The following is a 14,455-nucleotide window of genomic DNA, read 5'->3' on the forward strand; positions in this document are numbered from 1 at the left end:
CAGGTGGGGGGGGGGTTTGCGGTAGCGGCGCGGGCCCGCCGCCGGTCCCACCCGGCGGGCCTGGGGGGCGCCCCCCCCCCCCCCCGGGGGGGGGGGGGGGGGGGTTTCCCCCCCCGCCGTCCGGACGCCGAGCTCCTTGCAGGCGCGCAGCACCCGCAGCGCGATCTCGCCCCGGTTGGCGATCAGCACGGTCTCGAACATGGTCAACCACCCCGCGCCGTCATGCCGGATCCAGCTCGACGAGCGGTTGGTCGTACTCGACCGGCTGGCCGTCCTCGACGAGGATCGCGGCCACCCGGCCGGCCCGGTCGGCGGTCACCTCGTTCATCAGCTTCATCGCCTCGACGATGGCCACCGGCTGGCCGGGGCGGACCAGGTCGCCCACCGCGACGAACGGCCGCGCGCCCGGCTCCGGCGCCCGGTAGAAGGTGCCGACGATCGGTGCCCGCACCGCGGCACGCCCGGGCACCGGCGGCCGGAGCATTGCAGGGGCGGCGTTGGGCGCCGGACCGACCGCCGGTGCCGCCTCGGCCCGGGGCAGGGGTACGTCCGGTCGGGTCGCCTCCTCGGGGTGCCACTCGACCTCCAGCACCGCCGGCCCGCTGCGCAGCCGGATCCGGCGCACCGGCCCGGCCAGCTCGGCGATCAGGTGCTGCGCCTGCCGGCGCAGCCCGGCGAGGGCCTCCTCGCCGTTCACCCCGACGTCGTCGGACGCGTCGACTGTCGACAGCGCCCCGTCGCCGGCCGTCATCGCAGGCCCGCCCGAGCGCCGACGCGGTTCGCGCCGAACCGTCGGAAGCGTTGCCGGCGCAGCCGGACCAGCATGGCCGGCGGCACGTCCAGCAGCGGCAGGAGGTTGGCCAGCAGGGCGGCACGCAACCGGTGGGCGGCCTCCGCCGGGTCGTCGTGCGCGGCGCTCGACGGCTCCGGCACGACCTCGTCGACAACCCCGAGCCGGCGCAGGTCGGGCGCGGTCAGTCGCAGGGCGCGGGCGGCCTGCGGGGCCGCCGACCGGTCCGGCCAGAGGATCGCCGCACACCCCTCGGGGCTGATCACCGAGTAGACGGCGTTCTCCAGCATCAGCACCCGGTCGGCCACCGCCAGCGCCAACGCGCCGCCGCTGCCACCCTCGCCGGTGATCACCGCGAGCACGGGGGTGGGCAGCACGGTGAGGGTGAGGATGTTCTCCGCGATGGCCGCCGCCTGGCCGTGCTCCTCGGCGCTCACCCCCGGGTCGGCGCCGGGGGTGTCCACCAGGGTGACCACGGGCAGGCCGAGGCGGGCCGCGAGGCGCATGAGCCGCAGCGCCTTACGGTGCCCGGCCGGGCTGGCCATGCCGAAGTTGCGGGCGACCAGCTCGGCGGTGGTGTGCCCCTTCTGGTGACCGATGACCATCACATGCCGGCCGGCCAACCGCGCCACCCCACCAACGATGGCCGGGCAGTCCGCACCGAGCCGATCGCCGTGCAGCTCCACGAACCCGTCGAAGACCGAGTCCAGGTAGTCCAGTGTGGTGGGCCGCCCCGGGTGCCGCGCCATCCGGACGGTGTCCCACGCGTCGCGTACCGCCGGGTTGCCGGCGTCTCCCTCGGCCGCCGGGTCCGTCGGCCCCGTCACGACGGCGCCGTCGTCGGCAAGGCGCTCGCGGTGCGACGCCGGCTCCTGACGGGGTACGGGCGGATGCGCCGGACGGCCGGCGCGGGTCGCGGCGAGCAGCGCCGTCAGCCGTCCGCGCAGCGACCGGCGCTGCACCACCATGTCGACCTGCCCGTGTCGGAGCAGGAAGTCGGCGGTCTGGAAGCCCTCCGGCAGGGCCCGCCCGGTGATCTGACGGATCACCCGGGGGCCGGCGAAGCCCATCCGCGCGCCACTCTCGGCGAGCACCAGATCGGTGTTGGTGGCGAACGAGGCGGCCACTCCGCCGTAGGTCGGGTCGGTGAGGACGCTCACGGTGAGCAGTCCCGCCTCGCGCAACGCGGCGATGGCCTGACTGACGGTCGCCATCTGCATCAACGACAGCGCGCCTTCCTGCATCCGCGCCCCGCCGGACGCGGTGATCAGGACGAGCGGCGTGCGGTCGTCGAGCGCCCGTTCGGCGGCCCTGGTGATCAGCTCGCCGACCGCGCAGCCCAGGCTGCCGCCGAGGAAGCGGAAGTCCATCACCGCCAGGGTCACCGGGTTCCCGCCGATGGTGGCCGTGGCGCAGACGACCCCCTCGGCAAGACCCGTGCTGGCCCGCGCGCCGGTGAGCCGGTGCGGGTACGGCAGCACGTCGACGAAGTCGAGCGGGTCCGCCCCCGGCAGCCGGTCGGGCAGCAGGCGCAGCGAACCCGGGTCGACCAGTTGGCGCAGGCGTTCCGGCGCGCCGAGTCGGGTATGCTCCCCGCACTCCGGGCAGACGTCGAGGTTGCGGCGCAGCCGTTTGCGGTAGAGCAGGGTCGCGCAGCCCGCGCAGCGGGACCAGAGCTGCTCTTCACGCGGCGCGGTGGCCGTCACGACCGCCGCCCGGTGTCCGGGGAGTCGAACCGGTAGAAGCACCGCGCCATGGCGTCGCGCGGCGAGCGCCAGGTCGACAGGTACGGCGACACGTACGGGCGTAGGCGGTCACTGACTCGGATGAACTCGGGGTGGTCACGCGCGGCCTCCACCGCGCCCTCCGCCGGCTGGGCGGTCTCGAGCAGGTGCACATAGAGGTCGTGCAGTCGGTACAGCGAGCGGTGCCGGACACCGACCAGGCGCGGCAGCTCCGTCGCGTCCGACTCGGCGAAGATCTCGGCGACCCGCTCCTCGGCGGTCGGATCGACCTTCGCGATGATCAGTGATCGGTCCATGTTGGGCCTCCCCCCACGGCGTCCGGCCGGCGACGGGTGGCCCCCGGACGCGCTGGACGACTGCCGACACGATGCGCCGATCCTCGTCACGGCGGCGTCACCGTGCCAGGTCGGCCAGCGACGGATGACGGTGACGCTGCGTTGACGCAACCTGTGTATCAGCTATGTGCCGGGCGGGTTCGATGCGCTAATGTTTATGCAGTTCAGAACCGATTTCGGGTTGGCCGTCGCCAATAGAACGTCCACGTCGGCGTTGACGCAACGTGACCGTTATTGATAATCTTCAGCGTGGTCAGCCCGGCGGCCTCGGCGGGCGGGGCCGCGCCCGGCCACGCCGCGATCGGCGGGGTCGACAGTGGCGTCGAGGGCAACCGATCCGGGACACAGCAGACAGTCGGGACGAGCGTTCCGCAGGGGGTGCCGCCGTGGCCGCTGATTCGTCCGTGCCGACCGCCGGAGACCCGCCCGAGGAGGGCGTCTCACTGCACCTGCTCGGAGGGTTCCGGCTCCTCCGCGAGGCGGTGCCGGTCGTGGTGCCGCGCGGGCTGCAACGGGTGATCGCGCTGATCGGGCTCCGCCCCGGCGCCACCCGCAGCCAGCTCGCCGGGCTGCTCTGGCCCGACGCGTCGGAGGAACGGGCGCTGTCCTCCCTGCGTACCGCCCTGTGGCGGCTGCGACAGGACCCGTGCTGCCCGATGACAGTGGCCAGCGACACCGTACGCCTCGGCCCGGCCGTCCGGCTCGACGTGGACGACCTGGTCGGCACCGCGGCCCGGGTCCGGGACGGCGACGACCCGCGCACCGCGGCCGGCGCGCTCGCCGCCGGGCGGCACGACCTCCTGCCCGGCTGGTACGACGACTGGGTGCTGCTGGACCGGGAACGCCTGCGCCAACTCCGGCTGCACATGCTGGAACAGGTGGCCGGGCACCACCTGGCCGCGGGGCGGCACGGCGAGGCCCTCGAAGCCGCGTTGGAGGCGATGGCCGCCGAGCCGTTACGGGAGACACCACACCGGCTGGTGGTCCGCATCCACCTGGCCGAGGGCAACGCCTTCGAAGCCGTGCACGCCTTCTACGTCTATCGGGACCTGCTGCGCCGGGAGCTGCGGCTGGAGCCGAGCCCGGCCATGAGCGCCCTGCTCGACGACACCCTCGCCCCGATCCGCCAGGCCAGCCGCGAGGCCGTCGCCGACCGCCCGTCACCCGCGGTCCGGCGTACGTGACAGCGGTGGCCGTCACCGTCCGTTCGGCCTACGTGACGGTGATGTGACAGGCGCTACGGCACGGTGGGCGCACAGAGCACGTGGCACCGGTCCCCGAGGGGTCGGGCAGGCCACCGGCGGAAGGGGTCCCATGAGTCGTCTACTGATCGTCAGCCGGATCATCCCGGGAGCGGAGGGGCGGGTCGCGCAGATCTTCGCCGAGTCCGACGCCACCGAACTGCCCGGCCTGACCGGTGTCACGCACCGATCCCTGTACTGCCTGCACGACCTGTACGTACACCTGCTGGAGACCTCGGACGACGTCGACCCGGACGCGCTCGCGGCGGCCCGCAACCACCCGCTCTTCCGACAGGTCAACGAGCGGCTCTCCGCGCACACGTCGCCGTACCTGCCGACCTGGCGTTCCCCCCGGGACGCGATCGCCGGCTGCTTCTACCGGTGGGACGCGGCCGAGGCACCCGCTCCGCGGCCGGCCGTCACCGAGGCGCCCGCCGCGCACCCGGCCGGCTGAGATGTCCGCCGCGCCGCCGCACGTCCTGATCATCGGCGCGGGCACGGGCGGGCTGTGCCTGGCGCACGGCCTGCGCCGCGCCGGGATCAGCGTCGCCGTCTACGAACGGCACCGCGACCGCGCCGAGGGGCTGCTCGGCTACCGGGTCGGCATCGGCCCCACCGGTAGCCGAGCGCTGAAGGAGTGCCTGCCCCCGGAGCTGTTCGCCACCTTCCTGGCCACCTGCGCCCGGCCGCCGCACTACTTCAACGTCGTCACCCAGGGGCTGCGCCAGACCGCGTCGTTCGCGCTGCGGCCGACCGCCGACCCGGTCCGCACCGAGCACTCGGTGGCCCGGATGGTGCTGCGCCAGGTGCTACTGACCGGCCTGGAGGACGTGGTGCACTTCGACAAGACCTTCACCCGGTACGAGCAGCGCGACGACGGCACTGTCACCGCGCATTTCGCCGACGGCACCAGCGCCACCGGCGACCTGCTGGTGGCGGCCGACGGCACCCATTCCGCCGTACGCCGCCAGTACCTGCCACACGCCGTCACCCGCGACGCCGGGACGATCAACATCGCCACCCGCATCCCGCTGACCCCGCACACCCGCGGTCTCATTCCGGAGCGGGTCCAGCAGGGCATCTCACTGATCTTCGGCGTCGGCGGGATGATGGGCGTGCTGCACGTCATGGAGTTCAAGTGGGACGCCGAACGCGCGATGAAGCCCGGCGTCAGCGAGCCCGACGCCGCCCTGCTCCGAGACTGGCCCGGCCTGGCCCACGACACCACCACCGACAACATCAACCTGATCATCTGGAGTGCGGCCAACCGGTTCCCGACCGACATCATGGAACGCCGCGGTGAGGACCTGGTGCAGGTCGCCCTGGATCTCACGGCGAACTGGCACCCGCACCTGCGGGAACTGCTCGCCCACGCGGACCCGGCCAGCGCCCTACCGATCAAAGTGTCCACATCCGAGCCGGTGCCGCCCTGGAAGAGCAGCACAGTCACCATGCTCGGCGACGCCATCCACACCATGACCCCGGGCCGGGGCGTGGGGGCGAACACCGCGCTGCGCGACGCCCGCCTGCTCTGCGCACAACTCAGCCGCGCCACCGCCGGCGACAAGACGCTGCTCCAGGCGGTCGCCGACTACGAGGCCGTGATGGCGCCGTACGGCTTCGCCCGGGTCGCCGAATCGTTGAACCGCAGCGGCACCAGCGGCGACGACCGGATGTACCGGCCGGTGGTGGGTCGACTCGCGTTGCTCGGCGCGCGCGGCTACTTCGGAGTGACCAGCCGGATACCACGGCTCCGTCGCCGGTTCGTCGACGAATTCCACACCTACGAGGGCGACCGGGACTGAACCCGGCATCACCCGACCCGGGCTCGGCGTCCTCGCCGGGCCCGGGTCTCATCGCGTCCGGAGCGCTCCATCCGACCGAGCCACACCTGACCCGCTCCGTGCCCGACCCGGGTCTCATCGGGCCGTCTTCTGGTGTGATCGGGCGACGCTGTGTCACCCGGCAGGCACCGGCTGAGGTGGCTGTCCCACCCGCAACGCTGACGGCCGATCCTGCCTGTCGTCGGCAATACGCGTGTGCGAAGCTGCGGCGAGTTTTTCTCGTGACTTTTCCAACGACCTGAGAGGGAGGTTCGCCGTGGCGTGGTCTTTCGGACACTCACTGATAGTGGTACTTGCACTGTTGCTGGGCCTGGCCGCCGGGTGGCTGCTGCGCGGCCGGCGGGGCGTACAGGGCAAATCGATTGTGGATGGTGACCCCGTCGCCGGTCTGGCCGTGATCTCCACGCCCACGCCGGCCGCCACCACCGACGAGGCCCAGCCCGCCGCCGCCGTCGACCCGGCACCCACCGCGGTAGCCGACGAGCCGGTACCGGTCGACACGGTCAGCGCGCCGGCCGCAGTGACCGGACCGGACGGTCCCACCCCGGTGCCCGTGCCGGCGGACGCCCCGAGCACCGTCGACCCGGCGGACATGGCGCTGACCGAGGACCCGCCGCCCGTGCCGGTCACCGAGCAGCCCGACGCCGCCGAGCTGCGGCAGGACTCGGGCGTGGACTCGGCCACCGAGCCGGTCCCGGCCGACGAGCAGCCCGCCCCGGCGGCCGTGGTCGCCCCCCGCCAGCCGGCGGACGACCTCCCGTCCGCCGACACCGCACCGCTCGACACGACGCCGGCCGACGACGTGGAGACCAAGGCCACGGCGGTCGACGCCACGCCGGCAGAGTCGTTGGGGACCCCGGGCCCGTCCGATGCCGAGCCGGTGCACGCCGAGCCGGTGCACGCCGAGCCGGTGCACGCCGAGCCGGTGGACGCTGAGCCCGTGGACGCCGAGCTTGCGGTTGCCTCCACCGAGGCCGACGAGTCGGCGGTGGCCGCGCCTCCGGTCCGCCCGACCCCCGCCGCGACCCCTCCGGTCCGTTCGGCCGCCGACACGACGATCAGCAGCGTCGACGCCGACCCGACGGGCCCTGCCGACGACTTCCGCCGGATCCAGGGGATCGGGCCGAAGATGGCGGCCGCGTTGCAGGACGCTGGCGTGCGCACGTACGACCAGCTCGGCGGGTTGGACGAGCCGGCGCTGCGCGACCTGATCCGGGCCGCCGGCCTGCGCGCCGCACCTGGGCTGGGCAGTTGGCCGCAGCAGGCACGCGTGCTCGCCGGCGCCGGCGACGAGATGGCCGCGGTGCTGCCGAACGGCAACCAGGCCTGACCGACTGCGTTCGAGCCCCCGGCAGCCGTCCACCACGACGGCGCGCCGGGGGCTCGGCCGTCGCTGAATAGGCAATGGGCGCGCCGCGCTCGCTCAGTCCGACGGCGAGGTCGGCGAGGTCGCGCCAAGCCCGCGATGCGTGCTGACGATCAGCCCGCCGAGCACCGTGGCACTCGCTACTGTGAGTTCATGTTCAAAGCTCTTGCCCCGCCGGATCCCACCGAGTTCGCCGGCAAGCGCGCGGTCGTCACGGGAGGTTCTCGCGGGATCGGCGCTGCCATCGTGCAGCGGTTGCTCGACGGCGGCGCGACTGTCGTCACCACGGCGCGTAACGCCTCCGACGAGACGCCGAAGGCCGCGACCTTCATTCAGGGCGACATCGGCACGCTCTCGGGCGTACGGGCATTCACTGCGGCAGCGCTCGACGAACTCGGCGGCGTCGACATCGTGGTCAACAACGCGGCGGCGGCACGCGCCCACATCGGCGGTATCTCATCCATCCCCGATGAGGAGTGGATCGACGCGCTCGACCTCAACTACCTGTCCGCCGTGAGAGTCAACAACGAGCTGCTACCGGCGCTACGCGAGGCCGGGTCGGGCAGCGTGATCGTCAACATCTCGTCGGGAGCGTCCCTCACGCCGGCACCGCCGTTGGCGCACTACGGCGCCGCCAAGGCCGCCCTCAACGCCTACGGCAAAGCGCTCGCCTCCGAGCTCGCGCCTGCCGGAATCCGCGTCACCACGATCATTCCCGGCAACGTGCTCACCCCCGGCGCAGACGCGATCCGCCAGAACTTCGCCGACGCGATGGAGGTCACGCTTGCCGCCACCACAGCGGGCATCCCTCTGGGTCGTCCCGGAGACCCGCGCGACATCGCCGAGGCAGTCGCCTACCTCGTATCGGACCGGGCCCAGTGGGTCACCGGAGTAAGCCTGACAGTCGACGGTGGTGAACTCCCCGTCATCTAGTGCCCCGTTCGGTCAGCCGTGTGAAACGGTCACCGTCGATGGTGCGGCGCAAGCCGGAAGGCGCTGCGCCCGATCCTCCGGGTCGACGGGCAGGCTCAGGCGCGAAGCTCGGCCGCGAGGTCGCCGATCGACGCCATCGCGTACCGCTGCATTCCTGGCCCGAAGGTGATGCGTGTGGCGCCCTGCCGGCCCAGTTCGGCAACGGACTCCCGGGTGGGTCCGGCGGCCATGTTGATCGGCCCGGAGATGCCCTCCCGCAGCCGCGGGAGCACCTGTGGCGGCGCCAGGATCGGGTAGACGCAGTCGGCGCCGGCAGCCACGTAGAGGCGGGCACGTTCCACCGCGTCGGCCGGGTCACCCGTTCCGAACAGGAACGTGTCGACGCGGGCGTTGACGAAGAGAGCGTCGCCCGCCTCCGCGCGCACCTCGGCCAGCCAGTCAGCGTGCCGCCGGGGGTCCTTGAGGGTGGCGTCCCCCTCCGAGTCCTCCAGGTTGCAGCCGACGGCGCCAGCCTCCAACAGCCGCCCGACCAGCTCGCGGGGGGCGAGGCCGTAACCGCCCTCGACGTCGGCGGACACCGGAACGGACACGGCGCGGACGATGCGCGCGACAGCCGCGAACATCTCGTCCGGCGGTGTCGCGCCGTCCTCGTACCCGAGCGAGGCCGCCACACCCGCGCTCGGGGTCGCGAGCGCCGGGTAACCGGCGTCGGCCAGGACCCGGGCGCTGGCCGCGTCCCAGGGGCCCGGCAGGACGAGCGGGTCACCGATGGCACGGTCGTGGTGCAGGGCGCGGAAGGTGGAGGCTGTCATCGTTGTGGTCTCCCGCCGATGGTGACGATCCGGCCGTTGTCGGGCGGCATCTTCGCCGCAGTGCGCATCGGACCACCCTACGTTTGGTGGACCATACGGTCAACAATCGTTACGCTGGTCAGATGGCGAGGCCACGGCAGTTCGACGAGGAGCAGGTGATCCGCGCCGTCCGGGACCAGTTCTGGGACGCCGGCTACGCGGCGACCTCCCTGGAGGACCTGGTACGCGTCAGCGGGCTGGGCAAGGGCAGCCTCTACGGCGCCTTCGGCGACAAACACCGGCTGTTCCTGCGGGCGCTGCGGGAATACACCGACACCAGCGGCGGCTACCTGCGCGAGATGCTCGCCGCCGCCCCCCGCGCCCTGGACGCGCTGCGCGCGTTCGTCATGGCACCGGTGAACGACACCGATGGTGCTGCCGCCCGGCGCGGCTGCCTCATGGCCAACAGCACGTACGAACTCGCCACCAGCGATCCCGACGTCCTCGCCGAGGCGCGGCGTACCTACGAGGCGACGACCGCCCTGGTCGCCGAGAGCGTCGGGCGGGCGCAGGACGAGGGCGACCTGCCGAGCGACGTCGACCCGGTCGAGACGGCGCGCGCGCTGCTCGCCGCGCAGCAGGGCCTGGTGTTCATGGGGCGGACGGGGCTGGACATCGACACCCTGACCGCCACGGCCCGCAACCTCGCCGCCAAGCTCCTACCGGACGCCTGACACCAGCTGTTATTTGATCTTGCGGGTGGAGCGCACCACGATGCTCTCGTACTCGGGGTGCTTGACCACCCAGTCGGCGATGAACGGGCAGATCGGCACGACGGTCCGGCCCTTGCCCCGCGCGTCGTCCAGCACGGCCCGCGCCAGCGTCGACCCGACGCCCTTGCCCTCGTACGCCGGATCGACCTCGGTGTGGGTGTAGGCGATGATCGAGCCGGTCAGCTGGTAGGTGACGAACCCGACGACCGTGCCCGCCTCGTCGCGCGCCTCGAAACGCTCCCGCGCCGGCGCGTCTGTCACGGTGAACTGCACCCGACCATCCAACCACCCGGCCCGACGGCGCTCGTCGCGAGGCCGGCAGGGACGCGGCCCCACGCGCATTGTCTCGGCCGGAACGGGAAACGCAAGGCCGCCGGGCACCGGGGTACGCGACGCCGTCGGGCAGACCGTGGGAGGGGACACGCCACCATGACGAATCCATCGACGGACGGCGGCTTCGCCGTCGTCGAGATGTTCACGTCCCAGGGCTGCAACAGTTGCCCGCCCGCGGAGGAGTTGCTGAGCGAGATCGAGCGCGACGCCCGGGACCGGGGCCAGAACGTCTTCGCCCTCGGGTTCCACGTCGACTACTGGGACGACCTGGGCTGGCCCGACCAGTTCGCGGACGCCGCGTACACCGCGCGTCAGGAGGCGTACGCGCGCGCGTTCGGCACCCGGGGTCTCTACACCCCGCAGATGGTCGTCAACGGCACCGTCGAGTTCGTCGGTTCCGATCGCCGGCGGGCAGCCGCCGCGATCATGTCCGCCATGGCCTCGACCGCCGCCACACCACTGGCGCTCTCCATCGCCAACCTGGGCAATGACCGGGTGATGGTGGACTACCGCACCGAACAGCCGCCGGAGCGCGCGGTGGTGCACCTGGCGGTCGTGGAACGAGAGCTGACCAGCGCCATCGCCCGGGGGGAGAACGCCGGGCGGACGCTGCGGCAGGACAACGTCGTACGCGCCTTCAGGTCGGTGGGCCTGGACGCCGAGCGAGGGCAGCTGGAGCTGGCGACGCCACCTGGTCTCGATCCGCGACGCGCCAGCGTGGTCGGCTACGTCCAGGAGAACGGCGAACGGGCGATCGTCGGCGCCACGGCCATCGAGCTGTCCACCGCGTAATCTCAGCCCATGCGGATGGCGCGCGGTGTGAGGGGATCCGGTGGCTGACGCGGACGACGTACGCCGGGTGGCGCTGGCCCTGCCGCACACGGTGGAGATCGCCAGTGACGGCTTCGACTTCCGGGTGGCCGACAAGGGCTTCGTCTGGTCCTATCCGGAGCGGACACCGGGCAAGCCCCGGGTGATCCGGCTCGACATCGCGGTGCTGTTCGTCGGCGACGAGGCCGAGAAGCAGGCTCTCCTGCTCGGGGAGCCCGAGATCTTCTTCACCACGCCCGGCTACGAGGGCCTGCCCCTGGTGCTGCTGCGCCTGGCGGCGGTCGACCTGGACCGGTTGACCGAGCTGGTGACCGACGCGTGGCGGATGCGCGTACCGGAGTCGCTGTTGAGCGACAGTGCGGGCGCCGGCAAATAGCGATATCAGCACGCAACGCGTTGGACACATTGACGGGGATCTCGGTGCTCCATTACCGTGGCCGAGAGAGCGCTCTCTCACCCGACCTTCCCCCCAATTCAGACGCAAAGCGCTGGACCCGGCAAGGGCCGCACCCGGCGCGCGCGATGGAGGCACGATGAAACCTCCCGTCCCCCACCGCCGATGGGCCCTGGCCGCCGCCACCGCGCTGGCCCTGGTCGTCGGCGGCCTCACCATCCCCGTCACCCGCGCAGCCGAGGCCGCACCCGTCGGCGCCGGCAGCTACACCACCACCCCGGTCGGCCCGCTGCCCAGCGGCTGCGGCGCGATGACCAGCAACCCCCGGCAGTTCGCCACCGCCAACGCGCCCGCCGGGCCGATCCCCACCAACGACTGGTGGTCCTCGCTGCTGTGGAAGCGCACCGACTGCTCGTTCAGTGAGCCGCTGCACGCCCACCCGATCTCCTACGACACCTTCGGCGACGGCCTCGGTTTCTCCGCCAACTCCACGCCCGCCATCAGCGGCACCGCCACCGGCGTCGGTGAGTTCCACTACCCGTACGTGCAGGACATCCGGGTCGGTGTGGCCGGGCTCGCCGCACCCCTGGTAAAGGTCGACGGCTGGACGGACTGGACGGTCAGCCCGCACTGGAGCGACGGCACGCGCACCATGCGCGCGACCATCGGCCACGGTCTGCCCTTCGCGTACTTCCAGACCACCGGCGGGAACGCGCAGATCAGCACCGCCGGCACCCCCGACGTCTGGTCCAACAGTGGTGCCACCATCGGCTTCCGGGTCAACGGCCACGACTACGTCGGGTTCGCGCCCAGCGGCGCCACCTGGACCGTGGCGTCCGGCCGGATCTCGTCCACCCTGGCCGGCCGCGGCTACTTCTCCGTCGCCCTGCTGCCGCCGACGTCCAGCGCGACGGAGCGCGCCGCGCTGGCCGCGACCTACGGTCAGTACGCGCACGCCCACGTGACCGGCACCCAGGTCTCGTACGCCTACAACCCCGCGACCAGCGGCCTGACCACCACGTACGCGTTCACCACCACCGCCCGGGAGGGCACCGCCACGCAGACGGTGGTCAGCCTCTACCCGCACCAGTGGAAGTCGCTGAGCGGTTCCACAGCGATCACGCCGACCTATCCGTCGGCGCGTGGCCGGATGAAGGTGCTCACCGGCGTCAACCAGTTCCGCACCGCGATGAAGTTCCAGGGCATCCTGCCGGAGTTGCCGGCCGTCGGCGACGGCAGCGGTGGCGACCTGTCGACGCTCACCGGCCACCTGGCCGCCACCCGCGCCAACCCGATGGACCAACGCGGCAACGACACCTACTGGACCGGCAAGGGGCTCGGCCGTGCCGCGCGGATCGCCGAGATCGCCGACCAGGTCAACGACACCACGACGCGCGACAGCGCGCTGAACGCGATCCGCAGCACGCTCACCGACTGGTTCACCGCGTCCAGCGGCAAGACCAGCCGGGTCTTCTACTACGACAACAACTGGGGCACGCTGATCGGCTACCCGGCGTCGTACGGGTCCGACCAGGAGCTCAACGACCACCACTTCCACTACGGCTACTACATCGCCGCCGCCGCGACCCTGGCGAAGTTCGACCCGGCCTGGGCGGCCACCAGCCGCTACGGCGGGATGGTCGACCTGCTGATCCGCGACGCCAACAACTACCGTCGCGACGACACCCGCTTCCCGTACCTGCGGGACTTCGACATCTACGCCGGGCACGACTGGGCGTCCGGGCACGGCTCGTTCGGTTCCGGCAACAACCAGGAGTCCTCGTCCGAGGGGATGAACTTCGCGAACGCCCTGATCCAGTGGGGGCAGACGACCGGCGACACCGCCGTCCGCGACGCGGGTGTCTTCCTCTACACCACGCAGGCCGCGGCGATCCAGGAGTACTGGTTCGACGTCAGCGACCAGAACTTCCCCGCCGCCTTCGGGCACTCGACGGTCGGCATGGTCTGGGGTGACGGCGGCGCGTACGCCACCTGGTTCAGCGCCGAGCCGGAGATGATCCAGGGCATCAACCTGCTGCCGGTCACCGGCGGTCACCTCTACCTCGGTAACAACCCGGCGTACGTGCGGACCAACTACGCCGAACTCGTCCGCAACAACGGCGGACAACCGACGGTGTGGCAGGACATCCTCTGGCAGTTCCAGGCCCTCGGGGACGCCGACGCCGCGCTGGCGAACCTGCGCGCGAACCCCGGCTACACGCCGGAAGAGGGAGAGAGCCGGGCGCACACGTTCCACTGGATCCGTAACCTCGCCGCCCTCGGCAATGTCGACACGACGGTGACCGGCAACCATCCGCTGTCCGCGGTCTTCTCCCGCAACGGGGCCCGGACCTACGTGGCGTCGAACCCGACGGCGACGCCGATCACCGTGACGTTCTCCAACGGCACCACGCTCGCCGTGGGTGCCGGCAAGACGGCCACCACCGGGGCGTACACCTGGAGTGGTGGCAACGCGGCCGGCGGCGTTCCCCCGACGACGCCGACGGATCCCCCGCCGACGACCACCCCGCCGACGACCACTCCGCCGCCGTCCACCGGCGGGCCGACCCGCTACCTGCTGCCGGGAGGTGGGTTGGGCGGCGCCGGCAGCGCGGCCACGACGACGGTCGCGGCGGCGAACGGCAACCACGACGGTACGCCGACCAACGCCCAGGTCTTCACGGCGACCGGCCTCAACCTCGCCTACGCCGGCGGGCAGACGGCGTTCGACCTGTTCGTCGACGCCGGGACAGCGGTCGGCAACGGCGTGCAGGTGCGGATCTCGTACGACCTCACCGGCAACGGTAGTTGGGAACGGGTGGAGACGCTGCGCTACTTCGCCACCGACCCGGTCACCGGCTACGAGCACTACACCCAGAACGCCGGCCTGTCCTCGGCCACCGGCACGTTGGGCGCGCTGAGCAACGGCACGGTCCGGGTGGAGGTCTGGTCGGCGATCGGCAACAACCCGACCACGCTGGGCATCGGCAACCAGTCGGTGCTGCGGCTTCCGTACTCCTGATCGGCTAGATCGAACGCCACACGACGTCGGCCGGTGTGCGGGACCAGGATCGGTCCC

14 protein-coding genes and 1 pseudogene are annotated in these 14,455 nt (G+C 72.2%); 9 read left to right on the top strand and 6 right to left on the bottom strand.

Features of this window, described 5'->3' with window-relative positions; all coding sequences use genetic code 11:
* Window positions 1-117: 117 nt before the first annotated feature.
* From AB0B48_RS26025 to AB0B48_RS26040, 4 genes and pseudogenes are all read right to left on the bottom strand, one after another.
* Window positions 118-201 (bottom strand): annotated as a pseudogene (locus AB0B48_RS26025) (biotin carboxylase N-terminal domain-containing protein); the annotation flags it as partial.
* A 19-nt stretch (window positions 202-220) separates the two neighbouring features.
* Window positions 221-751, bottom strand: a complete 531-nt coding sequence (gene accB, locus AB0B48_RS26030) for an acetyl-CoA carboxylase biotin carboxyl carrier protein (RefSeq protein WP_357206107.1) — start codon at window positions 749-751, stop codon at window positions 221-223.
* On the bottom strand, window positions 748-2,496 hold the full coding sequence (locus AB0B48_RS26035) for an acetyl-CoA carboxylase carboxyltransferase subunit alpha (protein WP_357206109.1): 1,749 nt from the start codon (window positions 2,494-2,496) through the stop codon (window positions 748-750). Before AB0B48_RS26035 ends, accB begins: the two co-directional genes overlap by 4 nt.
* Complete coding sequence (locus AB0B48_RS26040; RefSeq protein ID WP_355007983.1) at window positions 2,493-2,831, bottom strand: TcmI family type II polyketide cyclase; 339 nt, start codon at window positions 2,829-2,831, stop codon at window positions 2,493-2,495. The genes AB0B48_RS26035 and AB0B48_RS26040 overlap by 4 nt, the downstream gene beginning before the upstream one ends.
* A 425-nt stretch (window positions 2,832-3,256) precedes the next feature.
* Between AB0B48_RS26040 and AB0B48_RS26045 the strand changes: the two genes are divergently transcribed.
* The 5 genes from AB0B48_RS26045 (at window position 3,257) to AB0B48_RS26065 (ending at window position 8,254) form a co-directional block, all read left to right on the top strand.
* Entirely contained in the window at window positions 3,257-4,054 is a 798-nt protein-coding gene (locus AB0B48_RS26045) for a BTAD domain-containing putative transcriptional regulator (RefSeq protein ID WP_357206111.1), read from the top strand.
* Window positions 4,055-4,184: 130 nt separating this feature from the next.
* A complete protein-coding gene (locus AB0B48_RS26050) occupies window positions 4,185-4,565 on the top strand; it encodes a TcmI family type II polyketide cyclase (protein WP_357206113.1) in 381 nt (126 codons plus the stop codon).
* A gap of 1 nt (window position 4,566) precedes the next feature.
* A complete protein-coding gene (locus AB0B48_RS26055; protein ID WP_357206115.1) occupies window positions 4,567-5,916 on the top strand; it encodes an NAD(P)/FAD-dependent oxidoreductase in 1,350 nt (449 codons plus the stop codon).
* Window positions 5,917-6,241: 325 nt separating this feature from the next.
* Window positions 6,242-7,285, top strand: a complete 1,044-nt coding sequence (locus AB0B48_RS26060; RefSeq protein ID WP_357206117.1) for a hypothetical protein — start codon at window positions 6,242-6,244, stop codon at window positions 7,283-7,285.
* A 189-nt stretch (window positions 7,286-7,474) separates the two neighbouring features.
* A complete protein-coding gene (locus AB0B48_RS26065; protein WP_357206119.1) occupies window positions 7,475-8,254 on the top strand; it encodes an SDR family oxidoreductase in 780 nt (259 codons plus the stop codon).
* A 95-nt stretch (window positions 8,255-8,349) separates the two neighbouring features.
* Here the strand turns inward: AB0B48_RS26065 and AB0B48_RS26070 are convergent, their stop codons facing one another.
* On the bottom strand, window positions 8,350-9,066 hold the full coding sequence (locus AB0B48_RS26070) for an isocitrate lyase/phosphoenolpyruvate mutase family protein (RefSeq protein ID WP_357206121.1): 717 nt from the start codon (window positions 9,064-9,066) through the stop codon (window positions 8,350-8,352).
* A gap of 122 nt (window positions 9,067-9,188) precedes the next feature.
* Between AB0B48_RS26070 and AB0B48_RS26075 the strand changes: the two genes are divergently transcribed.
* Window positions 9,189-9,779, top strand: a complete 591-nt coding sequence (locus AB0B48_RS26075) for a TetR/AcrR family transcriptional regulator (protein ID WP_357206123.1) — start codon at window positions 9,189-9,191, stop codon at window positions 9,777-9,779.
* Window positions 9,780-9,788: 9 nt separating this feature from the next.
* Here AB0B48_RS26075 and AB0B48_RS26080 read toward each other — a convergent pair whose 3' ends face one another.
* Window positions 9,789-10,091 carry a GNAT family N-acetyltransferase gene (locus tag AB0B48_RS26080; protein ID WP_355007976.1) on the bottom strand — a complete coding sequence of 101 codons (303 nt, stop codon included), beginning with the start codon at window positions 10,089-10,091 and terminating at the stop codon, window positions 9,789-9,791.
* A gap of 156 nt (window positions 10,092-10,247) precedes the next feature.
* On the opposite strand from AB0B48_RS26080, the gene AB0B48_RS26085 reads away from it, so the two are divergent.
* The 3 genes from AB0B48_RS26085 to AB0B48_RS26095 all read left to right on the top strand — a co-directional run bounded on the left by AB0B48_RS26085 (window position 10,248) and on the right by AB0B48_RS26095 (window position 14,398).
* On the top strand, window positions 10,248-10,943 hold the full coding sequence (locus tag AB0B48_RS26085; protein ID WP_357206126.1) for a DUF1223 domain-containing protein: 696 nt from the start codon (window positions 10,248-10,250) through the stop codon (window positions 10,941-10,943).
* Between the two features lie 40 nt (window positions 10,944-10,983).
* The gene (locus tag AB0B48_RS26090) at window positions 10,984-11,358 is read left to right on the top strand and encodes an MmcQ/YjbR family DNA-binding protein (protein ID WP_357206128.1); all 375 of its coding nucleotides are present in this window, start codon (window positions 10,984-10,986) and stop codon (window positions 11,356-11,358) included.
* Window positions 11,359-11,515: 157 nt separating this feature from the next.
* Complete coding sequence (locus tag AB0B48_RS26095) at window positions 11,516-14,398, top strand: glycosyl hydrolase (RefSeq protein ID WP_357206130.1); 2,883 nt, start codon at window positions 11,516-11,518, stop codon at window positions 14,396-14,398.
* Window positions 14,399-14,455 lie beyond the last annotated feature (57 nt).

The organism is Micromonospora sp. NPDC049089, from assembly GCF_040648775.1.
Classification (GTDB): Bacteria; Actinomycetota; Actinomycetes; order Mycobacteriales; family Micromonosporaceae; genus Micromonospora.

Excerpts from the sequence above, each read along its gene's own strand:
- AB0B48_RS26075 (WP_357206123.1), top strand. The coding sequence starts at position 9,189 with ATGGCGAGGCCACGGCAGTTCGACGAGGAGCAGGTGATCCGCGCCGTC.
- AB0B48_RS26070 (WP_357206121.1), bottom strand. The coding sequence starts at position 9,066 with ATGACAGCCTCCACCTTCCGCGCCCTGCACCACGACCGTGCCATCGGT.
- AB0B48_RS26095 (WP_357206130.1), top strand. The coding sequence starts at position 11,516 with ATGAAACCTCCCGTCCCCCACCGCCGATGGGCCCTGGCCGCCGCCACC.
- AB0B48_RS26040 (WP_355007983.1), bottom strand. The coding sequence starts at position 2,831 with ATGGACCGATCACTGATCATCGCGAAGGTCGATCCGACCGCCGAGGAG.
- AB0B48_RS26085 (WP_357206126.1), top strand. The coding sequence starts at position 10,248 with ATGACGAATCCATCGACGGACGGCGGCTTCGCCGTCGTCGAGATGTTC.
- AB0B48_RS26055 (WP_357206115.1), top strand. The coding sequence starts at position 4,567 with ATGTCCGCCGCGCCGCCGCACGTCCTGATCATCGGCGCGGGCACGGGC.
- AB0B48_RS26050 (WP_357206113.1), top strand. The coding sequence starts at position 4,185 with ATGAGTCGTCTACTGATCGTCAGCCGGATCATCCCGGGAGCGGAGGGG.
- AB0B48_RS26065 (WP_357206119.1), top strand. The coding sequence starts at position 7,475 with ATGTTCAAAGCTCTTGCCCCGCCGGATCCCACCGAGTTCGCCGGCAAG.
- accB (WP_357206107.1), bottom strand. The coding sequence starts at position 751 with ATGACGGCCGGCGACGGGGCGCTGTCGACAGTCGACGCGTCCGACGAC.